The following is an 18,968-nucleotide window of genomic DNA, read 5'->3' on the forward strand; positions in this document are numbered from 1 at the left end:
GCACCGTCGCTCACGAGGGACGGGCGCCGAAGCCTCGTCCGATCGCGCGGTCGGCGGGGGCTCGGCCGGACGTGGCGCGGCTCGGTGGGCTCAGCGGGTCTCGCGGTCGAGCAGGCAGCGCTTGACCGACAGGCCCCAGCGGAAGCCGCCGAGCGTCCCGTCCGTGCGCAGCACCCGGTGGCAGGGCACGAAGAGGGCGGCGGCGTTGCGGGCGCAGGCGGAGGCCGCGGCGCGCACCGCCGCCGGGCGGCCGGCCTTCGTCGCGAACTCGGTGTAGGTCACCGGCCCGCCGGCCGGGACCTGCCGCAGTACCTCCCACGCGTGCTCCAGGAACGCGCCGGACCGCTGCCGCACCGGCACATCGTCCACGGCGGACAGCTCGCCGGCGTAGTAGGCGTGCACCGCCTCGGCGGCGGCGCCGCCGTCGCCGGGCTCCACCGTGGCCGGCCGGAGCACGGGGTGCACCAGCGGGACGAGCTCGCCGGTCCCGGAGGTCCAGCCCGAGGCGAGGACCGCGCCGTCGTCCGCGAGGACCAGGGTGAAGGGGCCGTCGGGCGTGTCGAGGGTCGTACAGGTGCTCATGCCGTTCTCCTGACGGTCGGGGCGGCGCTCGCGCGCCAGAGGTGGGTGGCGGCGTACGACCTCCAGGGCCGCCAGCGGGCGGCGTGCCGGGTCAGGGCGTCCACCGCGGACGGCAGGCCCAGCGCCGCGGCTCCGCGGCGGACGGCGAGATCGGACACCAGGGGTTCGTCGGGGTCGCCGAGCAGCCGCATCGCGACGTAACCGGCCGTCCACGGGCCGACCCCCGGCAGGGCCTGCAGGTCGGCCCGCAGCGCGGCGGCGTCGCGGCCCGCGTCGAGTGCGAGCGTGCCCTCGGCGACGGCCGTCGCGAGCGCGGCGAGGCCTGCGGCCCGGCGGGCGGGACCGCCGACCGTCGCCACGACCTGCTCCGCGAGCCGCTCGGCCGTGGGGAAGAGCCGGTCCGGCCCGTCCCCGGCCAGCTCGCCGGGCAGCGACTCGCCCAGGTCGGCGACGAGCCGGGCACCGGTCGTGCGGGCTGCGGCGACCGACACCTGCTGGCCCAGCACGGCCTTGACGGCGATCTCGAGCCCGTCGGCCGCGCCGGGCAGCCGGATCCCGGGCGTCGCCGCGACGGCCGGCGCCAGGGCCGCGTCCCGGCCCAGCAGCTCGTCGACGGCGATCGGGTCCGCGTCCAGATCCAGCAGCCGGCGCAGCCGCGCCACGGCCGGGCCGAGGTCGCGTGGTGCGGTCAGCCGCAGCTCCGCCCGCACGTGGCCCGGAGTTCGGTCCCCGAGCCGCAGCGCGACCGCGGCCGGGCCGTGCGGCAGCCGCAACGTCCGCCGGTAGACGCCGTCCTCGACCGACTCCACCCCGCTCAGGGCGCGGCCGGCGAAGTGGGCGAGCAGCCCCGCGGCGTCGAACGGCTCCCGGTGCGGCAGCCGCAGGCTCAGCGTGCCCGCGACCGGCGCCGGGCCGCGCCCGGCCGATTCCCGGCGCAGCACGCTGGGCGTGACCGCGTAGACCTCGCGGACGGTGTCGTTGAACTGGCGGACGCTCGAGAAGCCCGCGGCGAACGCGATGTCCGCCATCGCCAGCGGGGTGGTCTCGATGAGCAGCCGCGCCGTGTGGGCACGGTGCGCCCGGGCCAGTGCCAGGGGCCCCGCGCCCAGCTCGGCGGTGACGATCCGGGTCAGGTGGCGCTCGGAATAGCCCAGCGCCGTGGCCAGGCCGGCGACCCCGGAACGCTCGACCAGCCCGTCCGCGATGAGCCGCACGGCCCGGGCGGCGAGGTCGGACCGGCTGTTCCAGTCCGGCGAGCCCGGCACGGCGTCGGGCAGGCACCGGCGGCAGGCGCGGTAGCCCTGTTGCTGTGCGGCGGCCGCCGTCGGGAAGAACTCGACATTGCGCCGCTTGGGCGTGGTCGCGGGGCACGAGGGCCGGCAGTAGATGCCGGTGGTGCGCACCGCGGTGATGAAGACGCCGTCGAACCGCGGGTCGCGCGCGGCGACGGCGCGGTAGCAGCGTTCGATGTCCAGCACGAGGACGACTCTGCCACCTCCGCCGGCCCGCTTCTCGCGGAAATCGGACACGTGCGTGCGGGTCTGGTGGTGCGCGGGTGTGCTGCTCCGGGCCCGGCGGCGCAGGGGCGCGGCGCAGTGCGGGGCCGGTCGGGGAGGGGGGAGGACGATGCGGGCCCTCCCGTCCGGCGGGACTCAACCCAGGCGGCAGAGGCCCCCGTCGAGCACGCCCGTCGCGCAGGCCCGCCGCACCGCGGCACGGGTGTCCGGGGACAGGTGCTCGGCGATCCGCTGCCGGGCCCGCTCGCGCCGCGCTCCGCCCGGGCGCCGCTCGTCCTCCGCGCTCTGCCGTCGGGCGACGGGTACGGGTCGGGTGACGGCGGGGGCCGGCGGCTCGACGGGCTGCGCCGCCGCGGCGATCGCGGGAGTGAGCGCGATCGCCGCGAGCGTGCGGCCGTCGACGACGCCGGCCCCCGCGGGTTCGGGGGCCACGGCGGCCCGGGTGGGGGCGTCGGGGACGGGAGCGGCGGCCGGGGTGAAGGTCGGCAGCGGCACCGGTGCGTCCGCAGTGGACAGCGACACCGCCGTCAGCGTGCTGCCGGACAGCGCCGCAAGCACCGTCCCGGCGATCGCCGTGCGTCCCAGCGCAGCCGTCCCCACATCCGCTCCTCTCGCCGTCCGGTACCCGGGTCATCGCGGTCGGACGAGACGGCGTTAGCCCGGACGGAGCAGTGGAACCCGATCGGGGGGTGGTGCCAGCACCACGGTCGGCCCTCGGGCAGCACCGCTCACGATTGGCAGGCTCGCCGGATGTATCTCGGGACCCGGTCGGAGAAGTCTCTTGATCCGTGACGACCGGACGCCCCGGTCGTCGGGAAGGACGTCATGCGCCCCGCCGACCAGGCAACCCCGACCGAGGAGCCCACCGCCCGGATCGACCGGCTCGCCCGGGCGGCCGCGACCGGCGACCGACGCGCCTGCGAGGACCTGATGGCGGCCGTCCACCCACCCGTGCTCCGCTACTGCCGCGTACGGCTCGCGCAGGGCGCCGGCGATGCGACCTCGGCCGAGGACATGGCGCAGGACACCATGATCGCGCTGTTCCGTGCGCTGCCGAAGGCGGACCTGGACTCGGGCCCCTTCCTGGCGCTGGCGTTCACGATCGCGCGGAACAAGATCGTCGACACCGTCCGGCGGCGGGGGATCTCCCGGATCGACCTCACCGACCGGGTGCCGGACCGCGTCTGCACCGCCGAGGCACCGGACGAGCTGAGCGTGCGCGCCGAGCAGGCGCGGATGGTGCAGAAGCTGCTCGGGCGGCTCCCGCAGCGGCACCGGGACGTGCTCCGGCTGCGGCTGATCGAGGGGCTCTCCGCGGCGGAGACCGCCGCCGTGCTGGGGTCGACGCCGGGATCCGTGCGGGTCACCCAGCACCGTGCCCTGACCTCGCTGCGTCGCTACCTGGCCGAGCGGCCGGGGCCCGTGGTCGAGCGGGGCCCCGTGACCGTCGGGCGGCCCGTGGTCCAGCGGCAGGGCGCCGAGCTCGCCGCTGTCTGACTCGCCCCGCCGGGTCCGGTACGAGGGGTCCGGAGCCGGCGGGGCGGGACGACTACCCTGGACGCTCGTGTCCCTCACCCTCGGCATCGTCGGGCTGCCCAACGTCGGCAAGTCGACCCTGTTCAACGCCCTGACGCGCAACGACGTGCTCGCCGCGAACTACCCGTTCGCCACGATCGAGCCGAACGTCGGGGTGGTGCCGCTGCCGGACGCACGCCTCGACCGGCTGGCCGAGATGTTCTCGTCGGCCAAGGTCGTCCCGGCCACGGTCTCGTTCGTCGACATCGCCGGGATCGTGAAGGGCGCCTCCGAGGGGGCGGGGCTGGGCAACAAGTTCCTGGCCAACATCCGGGAGTCCGACGCGATCTGCCAGGTCGTGCGGGTGTTCTCCGACGACGACGTCGTGCACGTCGAGGGCAAGGTCGATCCCGCCGCGGACATCGAGACGATCGCGACGGAGCTGATCCTGGCCGACCTGCAGACCCTGGAGAAGGCGATCCCGCGGCTGACCAAGGAAGCCCGGATGCAGAAGGACCGGCGTGCGGTCCTGACGGCCGCGGAGGCGGCCGCGGAGATCCTGAACTCGGGCCGCACGCTCTTCCAGGCCGGCGTCGACGCCGCACCGCTGCGCGAGCTGACCCTGCTCACCACCAAGCCGTTCCTCTACGTGTTCAACGCCGACGAGGGCGTGCTCACCGACGAGGCCCGCAAGAAGGAGATGGCCGACCTCGTCGCGCCGGCCGAGGCCGTCTTCCTCGACGCCAAGGTCGAGTCCGAGCTGCTGGAGCTCGACGAGGAGTCCGCCCGCGAGCTGCTCGAGTCGATCGGTCAGCCCGAGCCCGGCCTGTACTCCCTGGCCCGCGCCGGCTTCCGCACCCTCGGCCTGCAGACCTACCTCACCGCCGGGCCCAAGGAGGCCCGCGCCTGGACGATCCACCAGGGCGACACCGCCCCCCAGGCCGCCGGCGTGATCCACTCGGACTTCGAGAAGGGCTTCATCAAGGCCGAGATCGTCTCCTACGACGACCTCGTCGAGGCCGGCTCGATGAACGCCGCCAAGGCCGCGGGCAAGGTCCGCATGGAGGGCAAGGACTACGTCATGCAGGACGGGGACGTGGTCGAGTTCCGCTTCAACGTCTGACCTGGGGCTGTTTTGCCAGGTCAGCCCGCTATGCGGCGCCGTCGTTCGTCAGCTGTTCGTCAGTAGGCGCGAAGACCTCGCCCAGCATCGCCGCTGCAGCGGCGCGCGTGCGGTCCTCGGCGGTCGGCCACAGGTGCGCGTAGGTGTTCAGGGTGACGGTCGCGCTGGAGTGCCCGAGGGAGCGCTGGACCGTCACGACGTCGCAGCCCGCCGCGATCAGGCCGGACGCGTAGAAGTGCCGGAGGTCGTGCAGCTTGGTCGTCGGGCAGCCCGCAATGGTGCGCGTCTTGCGCCACCAGTAGCCCACGGTGTTCTGGTGCGGCGGGTTGCCGTTCTCACCATGGAACAGCCACCGGTCTGCGCCCCGGCCGCGTAGCCGGGCCATGTGCCCCCGGACGATCGTGACCAGGCCGTCGGCGAGGTAGATCGTTCGCTCGCTGCCGTACTTGGGAGCGCGGATCTCGACCCCGCCGCCGCGCTCGCGCTGGACCTGGCGGTGCACGACGAGCCGACGATCGTCGAGGTCGAAGTCTCCGACCTTGAGCGCAGCAGCCTCGCCGAGCCGGAGCCCCGCAAAGGCGGCCAGTGCCACGAACGTACGGAAATCTCTCTCGGCCGAGTCGAGCAGCGTGCGGACCTGGCCGGCGGTGGGCAGCTGCATGGCGACGTCCGCGCGTCGGGCTCGCGGCAGCCGAACGCCCTCGCCCGGATCGGCAGCGATCACCCGGTCCTTGACCGCTCCGCGCAGTGTGGCCCGCACGTTGTTGAAGCGGGTCCGGATCGTGCCGGGCGCCAGGCCCGGGGGCTGTCCAGGGCCGCGGTCCATCGTCTGCATGTGCTTGACCCAGGCCTCGACATGGGAGCGCAGCAGCGACCGCATCGGGACGTCCCAGAAGGTCACCGAGCGCGCGGCGAGAGTCATCGCGCGTTCGGTGCCCGGCGCCCAGAGCTGCCGTGCAGCCCAGCGCTCGAAGTACTCCCCGAAGGTGACCCGGCCGGCGTTCGGGTCCACATAGTTGCCGCTGACGAGCGCGGTGGTCTGTTCGTCGAGCCACCGTTGCGCGTCGGTCTTCCGCCTGGTCGTGCGGGTGATCTGCTTGCCGCCCGGGAACGGCCGGTACTGCGCCTGCCATCGTCCGTCGGGCAGCTTCCGGATGCTGGCCACTACACAGCCTCACGGACGAGCGAGTCGACCCACGCACGCACGTCCTGGGGGCGGTAGCGAACGTGGCGGCCGATCCTGATGCCGCGAGGCCCGTAGTTGCGGCTGCGCCACTGGTAGAGCGTCTGGACCGGTACACGGAGGAACTCCGCGACATCCTTGACGCCCCAGAGCTGCTCGGTCATGACGTCCTCCTGGTCGTGCGCTGCTCACGGATGCGTGCGGCGTGGGCGATGGCGAGTTCGCGGTCGGTGTCGGTGTGGTGGCCGATGCCGACGAGGTGCCAGTCGTTGACGACGATCACCGGGTCGTCGGCGGGGTGGCCGAGCTGATCGAGCTGCTCGGCGAGGCGCCAGGCGCGGCGCTCGTGGCGGATGGTGCGGAAGGTCGTCGAGTAGGCGCGGCTCTTGGTGAGGAAGTGCCCGCGGAAGCCGAGCATGTGGGCCCACTTGCGCAGATTCAGCTCCGCGTACTGCGGGAGGCCGCCGAGGTGCCAGGCGGTCTCGATGAGCCGTCGATGGTGGCTGGCGAGGGTCATGCGCTCGAGGTGGGCCAGCGAGCGGATGGGGCGGTCGGGGTGGCCGTCGGTCTTGCCGGTGCCCTTGGTGGCGTACTTGGCGATGTAGCCGGCCAACCGGCTATCGGTGATCTCCCCGGTCTCGTCGGTGACAGCGTCGTGGGCGGTGGGGGTGATCTCGCGCAGGTCCAGTTGCGCGCCCCACCGCAGGGTGAGGGCCGTTCCGTCGGGGCGTTCGACGTCGAGGGCGGTCGCGGTGGCGGCCTCCCGGACGGCGTCGCGCAGGCTCTCGGCGGTGATCCCGGTCGGTGGTGGCTCGGTGGGCCCGTCGGGCCCGTCGAGGCGGAGGGCGGCGTGGAAGTGGACGAGTCCGCGGCGTTGGTATTCGGCGACCTTGGCGTAGGACAGCCGGGCAACCTGGGCGAAGCGGCGGCCGGAGACCCCGAGCCGGGCGGCGAGAGCACGCCGCAGGGTGATGGTGAAGCGGTGCCAGAGCTTCCCGGCGTGGGCCTGCCAGAGCACGGCGGCTTCGTAGTCGTAGGTGTCGTGGTCGATCGCGCCGCTGAGGTTCGGGTCGTGGTCGCGGTGGTGGGTTCCGCAGGCGCAGGGGATGACGCGGCCGCGGGCGGTGAGCCGGCGGGTGTGGACCGGCCCGAACGAGGGCGCGGTCAGGGTCAGGAACAGCCGAGGCCGGTCGGTGACCGAGGCTGGGATGCCGCGTTCGGCCCCGGCGAGTCCGGCGCGGATGAGGTGGAAGGCGTCGGCGGCGTAGCGGTCGGAGCAGGACGGGCAGACCGTGTCGCGGCGGTTCCCGCAGGGCGCCCAGACCTCCCCGGCGCGCTGGGCCAGGACCCGCCCGTCGGTGGTGGTGATCGTGGACGAGCCGCGCAGCCGGACCGGGTGGGCGCAGCCGCCGGTGGCCTCCATGCGGGCGCGCCAGGCCGGGTAGTCGAAGGCACGCAGCCGGTTCGAGAGTTCCGTGTCCATGGCGTCGCTCATCGGGCGTACACCTCGTGCTCGTGTTCGATCTCGACCGGGTCCGCGACGAACCCGTGATGGCGGGCCAGCCGCTCGGCGCCGGCGCGGTAGGAGCGGGCGCGGCCGATGACGTCGCCGGTCTCGGTCTCCACCAGGTAGGTGCCGTCCTCGCGGACGATCGAGCCGGAGAAGTCGGCGGCCCCGCAGGTGACCAGCCCGTGTCCGGGGCGGACGACGTCGACGTGGACCAGCACCCGGTCGCCGGGTTGCGGTCCGGTGGTGGCAACGGTGGCGACGTCGACCGAGGTGGCGGGCTCGGGTTCGGCTCGGCCGTCGACGGTCACCGAGACCCGGGGTCCGGGCACGAGGCGTCCGGCCGCGAGCAGCTGATAGACGGTGGCGGCGATGTCGGGCCGGGTGGGGATCGCGTGCTCGGCCGCGCGGGTGCCGGTGTGGCGGGTGTGCACAGCCTCGCTGATCCCGACCAGCACGAAGCCGGGATCAGCGGCCTCGCGCAGGGTCCGGTCGGTCAGCTCGTCGTCGAACAGCAGGTCCTGGCCGGCAATCTCGCGGCGCGGGCGGGGCAGCGGGCTCATCGGGTCCACCACCAGGCGTAGCGGGCCTCGGCGCCCCACTCAGCGGCGAGGGCGCGGGTGGCCTGCCACTCGACCAGGACGGCGCCGACGACGGCGGCCCAGAACCAGCCGGAGCCGGTGTCGAGCAGCAGCCAGAGGATCCCGAGGACGGCGGCGAGCGCCATGGTGATCTTGAGCCAGGTCGCGGCGGCCCATCCGGTGACGGCCCACATCACGCTGCCTCCTCGCCGTCAGCCAGATGCACCGGGAGAGCGCGCAGCTCGTGGGGTGCGGGTGGGGCGCAGCGCTTGACGAGCTCGTCGATCTCGTCGTCGGTGACCAGGGCAGCGCGGAAGCGGATGGGCAGCCGGGACCGCTGGTCGATCACGTACCCGATCCCGGCGTGGGCCTCGTCGCCGGGGATCTCATCGGCCAGCGCGCCCCGGTCCCGGGCCCCGTCTCCGAGGACCATGTCGACGTGCGAGGCGGCGGTGACGCCCAGGCAGATGCGGGTGGTGAACAGCTCCCGGACGTCGACGACGTCCTTGGTCGGTTCCTGCACGTAGCCCATTACCGAGGTCAGGCAGGCCCGGCCCTGGGTGAGGATCTCGGCGAGCAGCCGCAGGGCCTCGCGGACGTCGGCGCGTTCCCCGTAGGCGGTGAGCATCGCCATCTCGTCGATCACGACCAGGTCGAGCGGTGTCTCCGGGCTGACGTCGAGGCGGCGCAGGCCCTGGTCGGCCATGTGCTGCTGGCGGGCCTTCATCTCGTCCCGGACGTCGGTGAGCAGCGCGATCGCCTCCGCGGCGGTGGTGGCGTGGCGGTGGAACAACGGCACCCCCCGGCGGGTCTCCGCCCCGCCCTTGAGGTCGATCACGTGCACCCGGACCAGGCCGTCGCGGATGGCCGGGCCCATGGCGCGTAGCGGGGACCAGATCAGCGAGCCCTTCCCCGCGCCCGAGGCGCCGGCCACCACCACGTGCCGCCCCGGGACGGCGAGGGTGAAGGGGTGGCCGTATTCGTCCTCGCCGACCGGCAGCGCCGCGAGATCTACCGACTCTGCCGAGGCGGGGATCGCGGGGGCGGGGATCGGGAAGCGGAACGGCTGCTCTCGCTCCACCACGACCGTCAGGACGCCGGGTCGGTGGCGAGCGACGGCGACCCGGTGCGCGCGCAGGGCGTCGGCGAGGGGCTCGGTGCGGCCGGCCCAGAGCGTGAAGTCCTGGCCGCGGGCCAGCCGTACGCGAAGGGTGTCGATCGTCGGGGTCGCGGAGCGGACGCGCAGGACGCGGGGGGCGTCGATGTGGCCGGTGTGGTGGTTGGTGTGGGCGAGGCCGCAGTCGGCGAGCAGGGTGGCCCAGCGGCGACCGCGGTAGGTGGTCCAGCGCCGCCAGGTCGCGCGCAGGGTCGGGGCGGCGAGGCGGTCGAAGGAGGGCGGGTGCAGCCGGCCCCAGACCACGACCACGAGCGCTCCCGCGGCGACTGCGATCAGGGTCGGGAGTGCGCCGACGAGGACCGCGGCAGCGATCAGGGCTGCGGGGACGAGGGCGAATAAGGGGTGGCGGACGAGCCAGGCCAGGCCGCGGAACTCGCCGCCGACGCGGCGGGAGGAGTGGCGGATGAGGTCGTGGTGTGCGCGGTGGGGGCGCGGGGACGGGCGGTGGGCGGGGCGGGCCATGATCAGACTCCCTTGCGGATGGCGAGCTGGGCCAGGCGCAGGCCTTCGGCGACTCCGGCGCGCCAGGCCTGCTCGGTCGGGATCTCCGGGGTGGTGGCGTGGAGGAACCGGCGGCGTTCGCGGTCGAGGCGGCGTACCAGGCGCCCGACGCCGTGGGCGGGCTGGCGGACCCTGCCGTGGCTGGTGCGGGCGGTGGTCAGCGGCATGACGACTCCTCGGGAGTGATGGCGGTGCAGGTGATTGCGGTGCCGTGGCAACCGGGACAGACCCCGTCGCCGGGGCAGGCAGGGCAGGGGCGGGCGTCGGCGGCGCCAGGGTGGGTCTCGGCGGTGGTGCCGTAGCCGTCGCAGGTGTCGCACGAGCCGGAGCCGGTGCAGTCGGGACAGGTACTCATCGGCTGGCCTTCCGGGTGGGTGGGCCTGTTTTCGGGCAGGGGGCAGCCACTGCGGAATTGCTGGTGGTTTCGCCGATCAGTGAGGGGTTGGCTGCCCCGTGCCCGAGAGCGGCGCGGTCAGGCCGCGGTGGTGCTGGTGGCGCTGGTCTGGCTGCGTGCGGTTTCGAGCTGGCCGATGACGTCGGTGAGGACGTCGCGCAGGCGGACCAGGTCGCCGTGGTGGCCGAACACGGTCACGTGGGCGTCGGCGCCGTCGATGCGCACAGTGGCGCGGTCCTGCTCGGGGTAGAGGTGCGAGTGGTAGCGGGTGGTCTCGAAGACATGTAGGCCGACCTCCACATGGGTGGTGGGCAGCCAGTCCGGGCGACTCATCACTTGTCCCCGCTCGGACGTGGAGCCGGAGCCGGAGAGGCGTGCTTGATGCCCATCGCCCGCCAGGCCAGGCCCGCGTTGACCCGCCCGGCAGTCTCCATCTGGTACGGCGTGACCCGGGCGTCGATCAGCTCGACACGGGCGTCCTCGCCGAAGTCCGGACCGGGGTCGGTCCCGAGCGTCACCTTGATCTCCTCGCCCTTCGGTGCTCGCTCACCGGGCTTGACCCGCAGCTTCGCGAACAGCGACACCGTGAACTGGGTGGCGCCGTCCCGGTCGGTCACCGGCACCTGGGCGCCGTTGGCGTCCTCGCGCATCTTCGGGGCGGGCGGCTCAACGACGGTCAGCTTGTAGCCACCGAGGTTGACGGGGATGTCTCGCATCGCTTCTCCTCATCTCACATGGACGTCTAGGGGAGTACCAACGAGTCCGAGACTAGAGCATGTCTAGGGGAGTTGCAACGAGAAAGTCGGGGAGTCGAATCAGCGCAGCTCAGCGGGCGGGGAAGTCGTACTCCAGGACGTAGGCAGGGGCGGCCTTGACGGTGTCGCAGACCTCGACGGGAGTTCCCTCGGTGTCGAAGGCAGTCCGGACGACGACGAGGACCGGGACGCCGTCGGGCAGCTCCAGGCGGCGGCGTTCGTCGTTGGTCGGCATCCGCGCGGTGACTTCCTCGGTGAAGTGGTCCAGGACATGCCCGGCGTCCTCCAGGCGCGCGTAGATGCCACCGGGGCCGGGGTTGGGCTCGACGATCGGGGTGCCGTCGGCGATCGAGCGCGGCAGGTAGGACACGGCCACCTCGATCGGGCGCCCGTCGAGCAGATACCGCCGCGAGCGAGCCAGGACCTCCTCCTCGCCCAGGCGCAGGCGCTCGCGCACTTGGGGTGACGCGGGCACGTGCGTGATCTCGATCTGGTCGACACCTGGCGCTGCGCCAGCCTTGTCGGCCTCGGCGAGGAAGGCTGCCTGTCCGGCTTCACGGTGCTTGCGCGCGAACCGGTCCGACGCGAGCCGGCGCACCGGAGCGGGGGTGCGGACGAAGACCCCGCGGCCGTGCTCGGCGACGACGCGCCCCTCGCCGCGTAGTTCCTGTATGGCCTGGCGCGCGGTCATCCGGGCGACGGAATAGTGCCGGGTCAGCTCCGCCTCGGAGGGCAGCCGATCGCCCGGACGCAGGTCACCGGCATCGATCGCTGCCCGCAGTTGGTCGGCGATCTGCCGGTACGGCGGGCGGTCGTCGCGGCGGTCGATGGCGCCGAGTTGCACGGCGACTCCTCCAGTCGTCCAGGGGACTGTAGGGTACCGAGCCAGCCAACCCGGGGGAGGTGAGCCCGTGACCGACACTCCCAAGCACTCCGTCAGCGTCGCCGGGATCGTCGTCGACGGCCGCGGACGCGTCCTGGTCGTGCAGCGCCGCGACAACGGTCACTGGGAGCCCCCGGGCGGGGTGCTGGAGCTGGGGGAGACCTTCGAGGAAGGTGTCCGCCGCGAGGTCGTCGAGGAGACCGGCATCCGGGTCGAGGTCGAGCGGCTCACCGGCGCTTACAAGAACCTCTCCCGGGGAGTTGTCGCGCTCGTGTTCCGCTGCCACCCGGTGGCCGGCTTACCGACCGAGACCGACGAGTCCCAGCGAGTCCGCTGGTTCACCCTCGCCGAGGTTCGCGAACACATGACCCCCGCCTACGCGATCAGAGCCGAGGACGCCTTCGCCGACGGCGTGGCGACCCGAGCACACGACGGCGTCCAGCTCGTCCGCACCTGACAGCCGCTCCTCGCCCGGACGAGAACCGCTCAAGATCAACGCGATCACACCTATGCATCAAGACCTCTACGGGGGCCGCCCCGTCGTCAGCGGCCCGACTGTCACGTGACTTCTGAAACTCCGCCGCGCCCGCGCGAATGCGCAACGGCCCTCTGGCCAGCCACTTCGCGTAACCCGAGGCCGCGGGGTTCAGACTTTCTCTACCTGATCAAGGGGCGCCTGCGGCGCCCACGGTGCGAGGCTGCGGCCTTCGGCCGGTCCCCGCACCGTGCCAGCGCGCCTGGCGTTTGCAGGACGGGGCTCAGATCGATCACGGAGGGCGGAAGTGTCACCTAGACGCGCTACAGTTCGCTGGTGACCGAGCCGTCGTCCTTCGTAGCGATGCGCCTCACCGGGAGGCGCTTCGAGGATGGCGGCATGCCCGTCGAGGCGCTTCCAGAGCTTGCGGCTTACCGTGACCTAGTTCTTTCGGTTGCGCGAGAGTTGTACCTGAGGCAGAACCGGGCACGGCAGCGAGTGCCACGCGGGTTTGCTGACTCGTTCGAGCTTCGCCTTCGAGAGATTAACAAGGGCAGTGCTGTCCCGGTTCTCGAACGAGTGATAGGGGATGGCGCATTACTGCCATCGAGTACGGATCGATATTTTGACGACGCCCGTGACATGGTCCAGAATGCGATTCTTAGCGTGGCTGGATCTGGTCGACTTCCAGAGTCTTTCCCGGCGCGGACATTGCCCGAATTCTCGCGCTTTGGTCGTACGCTTAAAGCGGGCGAATTTATCGAGCTAAGCTCGCCCGTCAATCCAAGGCCAGCGAGGTACTCTGCGGCAGTTCGGCGCATCCTGATCAAGTCGAAGCGGACGAACTATATTCAGGAGTCCGTGCTAGACGGTGTAATAAGTGAGATCAATTCTGGCGGTCCGAGCTTCCAGCTCGCAATGAGGGGCAGGCCAGGAACGATCACGTGTACATTTGAGCCGGAGCTTTTCGCGTCTGTTCGTACGTACCTGCGGGCCCCCGACGAAGAAGGGGTGCCTGTAAGAGTCGAGGGTTTCGTATCATTCGATCCATCGGATCGTCCAATTGCTGTACCGCACGTTCTCGGTATCGCGACACCCGATGCGGACGAGGACGATGGTGCAGAGGCGCCGACGATCGACGTAGTGTCAACCGCCTCCGGACCTATCACCGCGGCGTTGCAGAGGCTGAGCGAGATTGAGTCGCTCGAAGCAGGCTGGCTGGATGGCGAGGGTGACGAGGTTTCGGCGGAGGCTCTAAGGTTCCTTCGAGGACTGCTCACACAGATGCCCGCTAGTACTGTCGGTGACCTTCGATTCTTTCCAACCGAGACCGGTGCCATTAAAGTTGAATGGCAACGGTATTCAACCGAATTCAGTCTCGATGTGAACGGTGACGGGACCGTCGTTTATGACGAAATTGATCTGCATACCGGTAGTGAGACTGAGCGCGACCTCACCTTCGATGATGTCGACGACATTCGTGTTCTTGTGGTCGGAGCCTAGTTGAGTAATCCGAACATTCCGCACCCTAGGCTGGAACCGGGTGAGGTCGAATGCGCTGACGTCGACGAAGTACTGCGTCGACAAGTGCACCCTAGCTGGATGGATCGAGGGTCGCCCTCTAGTCAAGCCTTCAAGCCGACTACGAAAGACGAGGGCAGGCTCTCGGTGCGCCGCGAGATCATGTCGCCCGAGGAGGCCTACAACGCGCACATTGAGTCCGGCCTTCAGACTGTCGGAACATGGGGCGTCTCTGTCGGTGAGATCCGCGGGGCAGGCGCAAGGGCGGTCGATGACTCCGCTCTCCCAGATGTCCCCGAGCATCATGCGTACGTTGATATGCGGACTCTCACAGCCAAGCAGTCGGAGCGAGCTGCCAAGGCTCTCAAGCGGGCTGCGATAGATCGTGGGTGCCTGTACACCCCGCCCAGCTAAGGGCATTGCCCTCGCCGGGCGGGCAGGTCTCCGAGATGGCGGCACCGTGCCATCCCGCCGACCTCCCGGAGGGCGTACCGCACGGCCACCCGTGGGCGGAGCCTGACAAGGTCGGATGCGGTTGCGTCGAGGGCCGCCCACGGGCGTCCGCGCGGTCGGTCTGGCGACAGGTCGACGGGATGGCACTCAGTAGGCGCGGGGGAGCGGGGCGCCCCCGGAGAACCCCGGAGATCAACGGCAGATGCCCACGCCGGGCCGAGGCAGGGGTACGTGCGCTCGCGCGTCCGGGCAGCGTACGAGGGGTGGCGGCAGATGCCGGGAGCCGCGGAAGTAGTGGAGCTTGTCTCCGCGGCTTCATGGCGCCCGACGGCGGAGGCAGCTCAAGGAGGAGGAGCGGCGCTGTCGTAGTAGCGGCGTCGGGCGGCCTTGATGACCTGGAGGGTGGGCCCCGAGGCGTGGTCGACGTTGAGGGGTGGGTGCAGCGTTTGGATGATGTCACCCTCGACGTCGCGGGGCGTGGGGTGCTCGCACCAGGAGACGCGAAGGTTGGTGCCCATCCACCCGGTGAGCCGAGCCTCGTCCTCGTCGACCAGGACCACGCGGTCGGTCCAGTGGGTCCGGTAGCCCTCCTCGTCGAGCAGAAGGCCGGCGAGGGTGCGACGGAGTGTCGAGCTCCCGCTCCGGCGGAGGTGGTTCGAGGCGAGCCGAGAACGAAGCTTCGTCGCGAGACCGACGTAGAGCAGGCGGAGGTCCGGCTCCGCGGGGTGGGCGGGGCCTACGAGCTCGGGCAGAATGGCAGGCGGCGCCCACCAGGCGTACAGACCCGGAGCGGCGGGCACCTGGGTGCGTACCTCGTCGGTGCGGACCGGGCGAGCCAGCAGCTCGTCGACGACGGCGTCGAGGGCCGGGGGAGCGGATGCCATGTCGGCAGTCTGCCCGGCGGCCCGGAAGCCCGAGGAGCCGTTCGTCAATCGTTCGTCAGGAGCCCCACCAGCAGCGACAGACGGCGAGCGCCAGCTAGACCTAACGACGCAGGTCAGAGCCGGTACGAACCAAATCGCCCCAGGTAGGTGCTACCTGCGGATTCGTTCCGTTTCAACGTCTGACCGAGGCGTTCCGGCTGATCGACCGCCGGCCGGCTCCACACACGCCTGCCGGTGTGAGCCCGCCGACAGAACCGGGCGGGAGCGCCAACTCTACCCTCACGTGAGGGTAGGTTCTGCTCGTTGCGGGTCCCCGTCGCCGTGTGCGCCCGCGTTCTCCCCGGTCTCTTCTTGTGAGTACTCATGTCTTCTTTCGTGCTGCCCAGGTTCGCCCGCGGGCGCCCGTCGTGGCTGTCGCCCAAGGTGTTGCGCACCGAGGTGCTGGCCGGGCTGGTGGTGGCGTTGGCGTTGATCCCGGAGGCGATCTCGTTCTCCATCATCGCCGGCGTCGACCCGCGGGTCGGGCTGTTCGCCTCGTTCACCATGGCCGTGACGATCTCGATCGTCGGCGGCCGCAAGGCCATGATCTCGGCGGCGACGGGGGCGATCGCGCTGGTCGTGGCGCCGCTGGTGCGTGAGCACGGCCTGGAGTACCTGATCGCCGCGGTCCTGCTCGGCGGGGCCCTGCAGGTGGTGTTCGGCCTGCTGGGGATCGCGCGGCTGATGCGGTTCCTGCCGCGGATGGTGATGGTGGGCTTCGTCAACGCCCTGGCCATTCTGATCTTCACCGCGCAGTTGCCGTACCTGGTCGACGTGCCGTGGGCGGTGTACCCGCTGCTGGCCGTCGGTCTGGCTGTGATGGTCGGGCTGCCGAAGCTGACCAGGGCCGTTCCGGCACCGCTGGTCGCGATCGTCGTGCTGACCGCGTTCACCGTGCTGGCCGGTGTGGCCGTGCCCACCGTGGGGGACCAGGGCACGCTGCCGGACAGCCTGCCCACCCTCGGCCTGCCCGCCGTGCCGCTGACCCTGGAGACCCTCGCGATCATCGGCCCGCCCGCGTTGGCCGTGGCCCTGGTCGGGCTGATCGAGTCGCTGATGACGGCCAAGCTGGTCGACGACATCACCGAGACCCACTCGAACAAGACCCGCGAGTCCGGGGTCAGGGTGTGGCCAACATCGTCACCGGCTTCTTCGGCGGGATGGGCGGCTGCGCGATGATCGGCCAGACGATGATCAACGTGAAGTCGGGGGCGCGGACCCGGCTCTCGACGTTCCTGGCCGGGGTGTTCCTGCTGATCCTGGTCGTCGCGCTCGGCCCGGTGGTGGCGCAGATCCCGATGGCCGCCCTGGTCGGGGTGATGATCATGGTGGCGGTGGGGACGTTCGACTGGCACTCCGTGCGCCCGGCCACCCTCAAGCGGCTCCCGCGTAGCGGGAACCTGGTCATGGTGGCGACGGTCGCGGTCACCGTGACCACGCACAACCTGGCCTACGGGGTCGGGGTCGGGGTGCTGGTCGCGATGGTGCTCTTCGCCCGCCGGGTCGCGCACCTGGTCGAGGTCACCGGGGTGCTCGACCCGGACGGGGAGACGAAGATCTACCGGGTGTCGGGGCAGCTGTTCTTCGCCTCGTCCAACGACCTGGTCTTCCAGTTCGACTACGCGAACGACCCGCAGCACGTGGTGATCGACCTGACCGCGGCGCACGTCTGGGACGCCTCCACCGTCGCCGCCCTCGACGCGATCACCACCCGCTACGAGGCCCACGGCACGAGCGTGGAGATCGTCGGGATGAACGAGAACAGCCGGGCCCGGCACGCCGCGCTGGCCGGCCACTTCGGTGGCGCGCACTGAAGGAGAGTGGACAGGTGCTGCAGATCGGTGAGGTCGCCACCCGCGTCGGGCTGTCGTTGCGCACCCTCCGGCACTGGGACGAGGTCGGTCTCGTGGTGCCCTCCGCACGCAGCGCGGGCGGCTTCCGCCTCTACACCGAGGAGGATGTCGAGCTGCTGCTGTTCGTCAAGTCGCTCAAGCCGCTCGAGCTCCCGCTCGACCAGATCGGCGACCTGGTCCGACTGATCACCGCGGTTCGAGACGGCGTGTTCGGGTCCGCGGCCGATCCGGCCGGCCGCGAGGGGGACGAGGCAGCCGCCGACGCGCGCGACCGGCTCGCCCTCTACCGATCCGCCGTCGAGGCGCGGCTCGAGGCACTGCGCGCGCAGATCGACGGGCTCGAATCGCTGGCCCGGGAACTGCAGGCGCTCGGGGTCTCCCTCGCCCCAGCTCGGTCACCGATCCGGCAGGACTGACACCGTCGACGAGTCGCCGCCCACCGGCACGGCCCGCGGGCGACGGACATCGGTCCGGCGCCCGCGGGAGCTCGGCGGGCCCCACCGGACGCGACGGCGGCGACGGCGTTCGGCGGCACCGGCTCGGCGGGGCCGCCCTCGCGATCTCCGGTCCGCCCTACCCGAGGATCTTCGCCTTCTGGGCGGCGAACTCCTCGTCGGTGAGCACGCCCTGGTCCCGGAGCTCGCCGAGCTGCTTGAGCTGCGTGATCACATCAGCACCGCCGGCCGGGGGCGGCGGGGCCATCTGCGCCTCGTAGGCCCGCTCGCGCTCGGCGGCGGTCTCCGCGTCGCGATCGGCGAAGCGGCGGGCCTGACGGCGCTGGACCCGCCCCGCCACCGAGCTGGCGGTGCCGGCGATCACCGCCGTCCGGGCGATTCCTCGCAACAGACCTGGCACGGTCGTCCTCCCTCTCAGCTCGGCAGTCCGGTCTCGAGGCGGTTCAGCGCCTCGATCACGTCCGGTGCCGGGATCCGCTGGCTCGCGATGAGCTCCCCGCCGGCGTCGAGCACTGCCCCGACCAGCGGGACGGCCCAGGTGTTCTCGTAGAGCAGGACCGCGGCCGTCGACCCCGGCCGCATCAACTCGGCGACGGCGCGCACGTCGTCGTCGTGGAGGAGCCCCGACCGGGCACCGTCGAAGACGCTGAAGCCGCCGATCCCGGACGAGGTGACGTCGGTGAGGTCGAGACCCGAGTACGACCCGTCGAGGGCCTTGCGGATCACCAGGACGTCGTAGAGGCGGACGACGTCCCGCCGCACCAGGTCCATGAGCGCGTCGCCGCAGGCCTTGGTGTCCGCGTCGTCGGGGAACTCGACGAGCACGAAGTCGACCGGCCCCGCGACCATCTGATCCTGCATTCCACTCTCCCGTCCCATCGGAGGCGCCGCACGGGACGGTAGGCGGCACCCGGGCCGTGGAGGTCACCCGTAGCGGACGACTTCCGCCCGCCTCACGTGAGGGAGGCGCCCCAGGAGCCGCGCCCGAGCCGGCCCGGGCCCACCCGCACGGATCCCGGCCGACAAGATCGGTGCTCGAAGGAGTGGTCCGGTGATCACGGGGAAGCACTCCCGAGGCCGCGCTCGGCGGACAGCGCCGGGGGCGGACGGGCGGCCGTCGGATCGTCCGACGGCGGTCAGGTGGGGTTGGTCGTGCCCTCCACGGCCCGCTTGATCTCGGAGAGGGTGCGCTCGAGGCCCGCGCGGACCCGGTCGCCGTCGCCGTGCTCGGTGTGCAGGGCGACGGTGACCTCGGAACCCTCGGACGCGGCGTTCACCGACAGCTCCCCGTGGTAGGCGTTCGGCCCCTCGGAGCCCCACCGCAGCGAGCGCAGGGCCGGGTCGCTGTCGAACCAGGCCTCGCCCTCCTTGCGCTCGCCGTCGACCTCCGCGACGACGTGCACCTCCTCCGCCCCGCCGGGCACGTCGCCGGTGGCGGCGCTCCCGGTCGGCTCCGCTTCGCGCATGGCGGCGAAGTAGTCCGGGAGGTTGTGGACGTCGGACAGGTACCGGAACAGCGTGTCGGGCTCGGCCGCCACGGTGGTCGAGTGTTCGTAGTCACCCATGGCGG

General features: G+C 71.7%; 23 protein-coding genes and 1 pseudogene. 7 read left to right on the forward strand and 17 right to left on the reverse strand.

Features of this window, described 5'->3' with window-relative positions; genetic code table 11:
• Positions 1-90: 90 nt before the first annotated feature.
• The 3 genes from ACL02T_RS05295 to ACL02T_RS05305 all read right to left on the reverse strand — a co-directional run bounded on the left by ACL02T_RS05295 (position 91) and on the right by ACL02T_RS05305 (position 2,699).
• Positions 91-582 (reverse strand): methylated-DNA--[protein]-cysteine S-methyltransferase, encoded by a 492-nt coding sequence (locus tag ACL02T_RS05295; protein WP_412829528.1) that lies wholly within the window; start codon positions 580-582, stop codon positions 91-93.
• Positions 579-2,060, reverse strand: a complete 1,482-nt coding sequence (locus ACL02T_RS05300) for an AlkA N-terminal domain-containing protein (protein WP_412829529.1) — start codon at positions 2,058-2,060, stop codon at positions 579-581. The genes ACL02T_RS05295 and ACL02T_RS05300 overlap by 4 nt, the downstream gene beginning before the upstream one ends.
• Before the next feature lie 174 nt (positions 2,061-2,234).
• Positions 2,235-2,699 carry a hypothetical protein gene (locus ACL02T_RS05305; RefSeq protein WP_412829530.1) on the reverse strand — a complete coding sequence of 155 codons (465 nt, stop codon included), beginning with the start codon at positions 2,697-2,699 and terminating at the stop codon, positions 2,235-2,237.
• 225 nt (positions 2,700-2,924) lie between these two features.
• Between ACL02T_RS05305 and ACL02T_RS05310 the strand changes: the two genes are divergently transcribed.
• Together ACL02T_RS05310 and ychF are read left to right on the forward strand one after the other, a co-directional pair.
• Entirely contained in the window at positions 2,925-3,596 is a 672-nt protein-coding gene (locus ACL02T_RS05310; RefSeq protein WP_412829531.1) for a sigma-70 family RNA polymerase sigma factor, read from the forward strand.
• A 67-nt stretch (positions 3,597-3,663) separates the two neighbouring features.
• Positions 3,664-4,737: a redox-regulated ATPase YchF gene (gene ychF, locus ACL02T_RS05315; RefSeq protein WP_412829532.1), complete on the forward strand. Its 1,074-nt coding sequence runs from the start codon at positions 3,664-3,666 to the stop codon at positions 4,735-4,737.
• 28 nt (positions 4,738-4,765) lie between these two features.
• On the opposite strand, the gene ACL02T_RS05320 is transcribed toward ychF, so the two are convergent.
• The 10 genes from ACL02T_RS05320 to ACL02T_RS05365 form a co-directional block, all read right to left on the reverse strand.
• Positions 4,766-5,902 carry a tyrosine-type recombinase/integrase gene (locus ACL02T_RS05320; protein WP_412829533.1) on the reverse strand — a complete coding sequence of 379 codons (1,137 nt, stop codon included), beginning with the start codon at positions 5,900-5,902 and terminating at the stop codon, positions 4,766-4,768.
• The gene (locus tag ACL02T_RS05325; RefSeq protein WP_412829534.1) at positions 5,902-6,084 is read right to left on the reverse strand and encodes a helix-turn-helix transcriptional regulator; all 183 of its coding nucleotides are present in this window, start codon (positions 6,082-6,084) and stop codon (positions 5,902-5,904) included. The genes ACL02T_RS05320 and ACL02T_RS05325 overlap by 1 nt, the downstream gene beginning before the upstream one ends.
• Positions 6,081-7,415 (reverse strand): replication initiator, encoded by a 1,335-nt coding sequence (locus tag ACL02T_RS05330; protein ID WP_412829535.1) that lies wholly within the window; start codon positions 7,413-7,415, stop codon positions 6,081-6,083. Before ACL02T_RS05330 ends, ACL02T_RS05325 begins: the two co-directional genes overlap by 4 nt.
• Positions 7,412-7,990 carry a hypothetical protein gene (locus ACL02T_RS05335; protein WP_412829536.1) on the reverse strand — a complete coding sequence of 193 codons (579 nt, stop codon included), beginning with the start codon at positions 7,988-7,990 and terminating at the stop codon, positions 7,412-7,414. The genes ACL02T_RS05330 and ACL02T_RS05335 overlap by 4 nt, the downstream gene beginning before the upstream one ends.
• Entirely contained in the window at positions 7,987-8,205 is a 219-nt protein-coding gene (locus ACL02T_RS05340; RefSeq protein WP_412829537.1) for a hypothetical protein, read from the reverse strand. Before ACL02T_RS05340 ends, ACL02T_RS05335 begins: the two co-directional genes overlap by 4 nt.
• Complete coding sequence (locus ACL02T_RS05345) at positions 8,202-9,647, reverse strand: FtsK/SpoIIIE domain-containing protein (RefSeq protein ID WP_412829538.1); 1,446 nt, start codon at positions 9,645-9,647, stop codon at positions 8,202-8,204. Before ACL02T_RS05345 ends, ACL02T_RS05340 begins: the two co-directional genes overlap by 4 nt.
• A 2-nt stretch (positions 9,648-9,649) precedes the next feature.
• Entirely contained in the window at positions 9,650-9,853 is a 204-nt protein-coding gene (locus ACL02T_RS05350; protein WP_232874837.1) for a hypothetical protein, read from the reverse strand.
• A 305-nt stretch (positions 9,854-10,158) separates the two neighbouring features.
• Positions 10,159-10,413: a hypothetical protein gene (locus ACL02T_RS05355; RefSeq protein WP_412829539.1), complete on the reverse strand. Its 255-nt coding sequence runs from the start codon at positions 10,411-10,413 to the stop codon at positions 10,159-10,161.
• Complete coding sequence (locus tag ACL02T_RS05360) at positions 10,413-10,796, reverse strand: hypothetical protein (protein ID WP_412829540.1); 384 nt, start codon at positions 10,794-10,796, stop codon at positions 10,413-10,415. Before ACL02T_RS05360 ends, ACL02T_RS05355 begins: the two co-directional genes overlap by 1 nt.
• A gap of 109 nt (positions 10,797-10,905) precedes the next feature.
• Positions 10,906-11,679 carry a GntR family transcriptional regulator gene (locus ACL02T_RS05365; RefSeq protein ID WP_412829541.1) on the reverse strand — a complete coding sequence of 258 codons (774 nt, stop codon included), beginning with the start codon at positions 11,677-11,679 and terminating at the stop codon, positions 10,906-10,908.
• Between the two features lie 67 nt (positions 11,680-11,746).
• Here ACL02T_RS05365 and ACL02T_RS05370 point away from each other — a divergent pair, with 67 nt between their 5' ends.
• Together ACL02T_RS05370 and ACL02T_RS05375 are read left to right on the forward strand one after the other, a co-directional pair.
• Positions 11,747-12,175 (forward strand): NUDIX hydrolase, encoded by a 429-nt coding sequence (locus ACL02T_RS05370; protein ID WP_412829542.1) that lies wholly within the window; start codon positions 11,747-11,749, stop codon positions 12,173-12,175.
• Positions 12,176-12,529: 354 nt separating this feature from the next.
• On the forward strand, positions 12,530-13,696 hold the full coding sequence (locus ACL02T_RS05375) for a hypothetical protein (RefSeq protein WP_412829543.1): 1,167 nt from the start codon (positions 12,530-12,532) through the stop codon (positions 13,694-13,696).
• A gap of 812 nt (positions 13,697-14,508) precedes the next feature.
• On the opposite strand, the gene ACL02T_RS05380 is transcribed toward ACL02T_RS05375, so the two are convergent.
• Positions 14,509-15,051 (reverse strand): GIY-YIG nuclease family protein, encoded by a 543-nt coding sequence (locus ACL02T_RS05380; protein ID WP_412829544.1) that lies wholly within the window; start codon positions 15,049-15,051, stop codon positions 14,509-14,511.
• Between the two features lie 363 nt (positions 15,052-15,414).
• On the opposite strand from ACL02T_RS05380, the pseudogene ACL02T_RS05385 reads away from it, so the two are divergent.
• The 3 genes and pseudogenes from ACL02T_RS05385 to ACL02T_RS05395 form a co-directional block, all read left to right on the forward strand.
• A pseudogene (locus ACL02T_RS05385) lies at positions 15,415-16,445 on the forward strand (SulP family inorganic anion transporter); the annotation flags it as partial.
• Positions 16,446-16,571: 126 nt separating this feature from the next.
• A complete protein-coding gene (locus ACL02T_RS05390; RefSeq protein WP_412829758.1) occupies positions 16,572-16,904 on the forward strand; it encodes an STAS domain-containing protein in 333 nt (110 codons plus the stop codon).
• Between the two features lie 14 nt (positions 16,905-16,918).
• Positions 16,919-17,359 (forward strand): MerR family transcriptional regulator, encoded by a 441-nt coding sequence (locus tag ACL02T_RS05395; RefSeq protein ID WP_412829545.1) that lies wholly within the window; start codon positions 16,919-16,921, stop codon positions 17,357-17,359.
• 157 nt (positions 17,360-17,516) lie between these two features.
• On the opposite strand, the gene ACL02T_RS05400 is transcribed toward ACL02T_RS05395, so the two are convergent.
• From ACL02T_RS05400 to ACL02T_RS05410, 3 genes are all read right to left on the reverse strand, one after another.
• Positions 17,517-17,798 (reverse strand): SHOCT domain-containing protein, encoded by a 282-nt coding sequence (locus tag ACL02T_RS05400; protein ID WP_412829546.1) that lies wholly within the window; start codon positions 17,796-17,798, stop codon positions 17,517-17,519.
• 14 nt (positions 17,799-17,812) lie between these two features.
• Positions 17,813-18,259, reverse strand: a complete 447-nt coding sequence (locus ACL02T_RS05405) for a DUF6325 family protein (protein ID WP_412829547.1) — start codon at positions 18,257-18,259, stop codon at positions 17,813-17,815.
• A gap of 275 nt (positions 18,260-18,534) precedes the next feature.
• The gene (locus ACL02T_RS05410) at positions 18,535-18,963 is read right to left on the reverse strand and encodes an SRPBCC family protein (protein ID WP_412829548.1); all 429 of its coding nucleotides are present in this window, start codon (positions 18,961-18,963) and stop codon (positions 18,535-18,537) included.
• Positions 18,964-18,968 lie beyond the last annotated feature (5 nt).

The sequence above is a fragment of the Pseudonocardia oceanicola genome, assembly GCF_047200735.1.
GTDB lineage: Bacteria > Actinomycetota > Actinomycetes > Mycobacteriales > Pseudonocardiaceae > Pseudonocardia.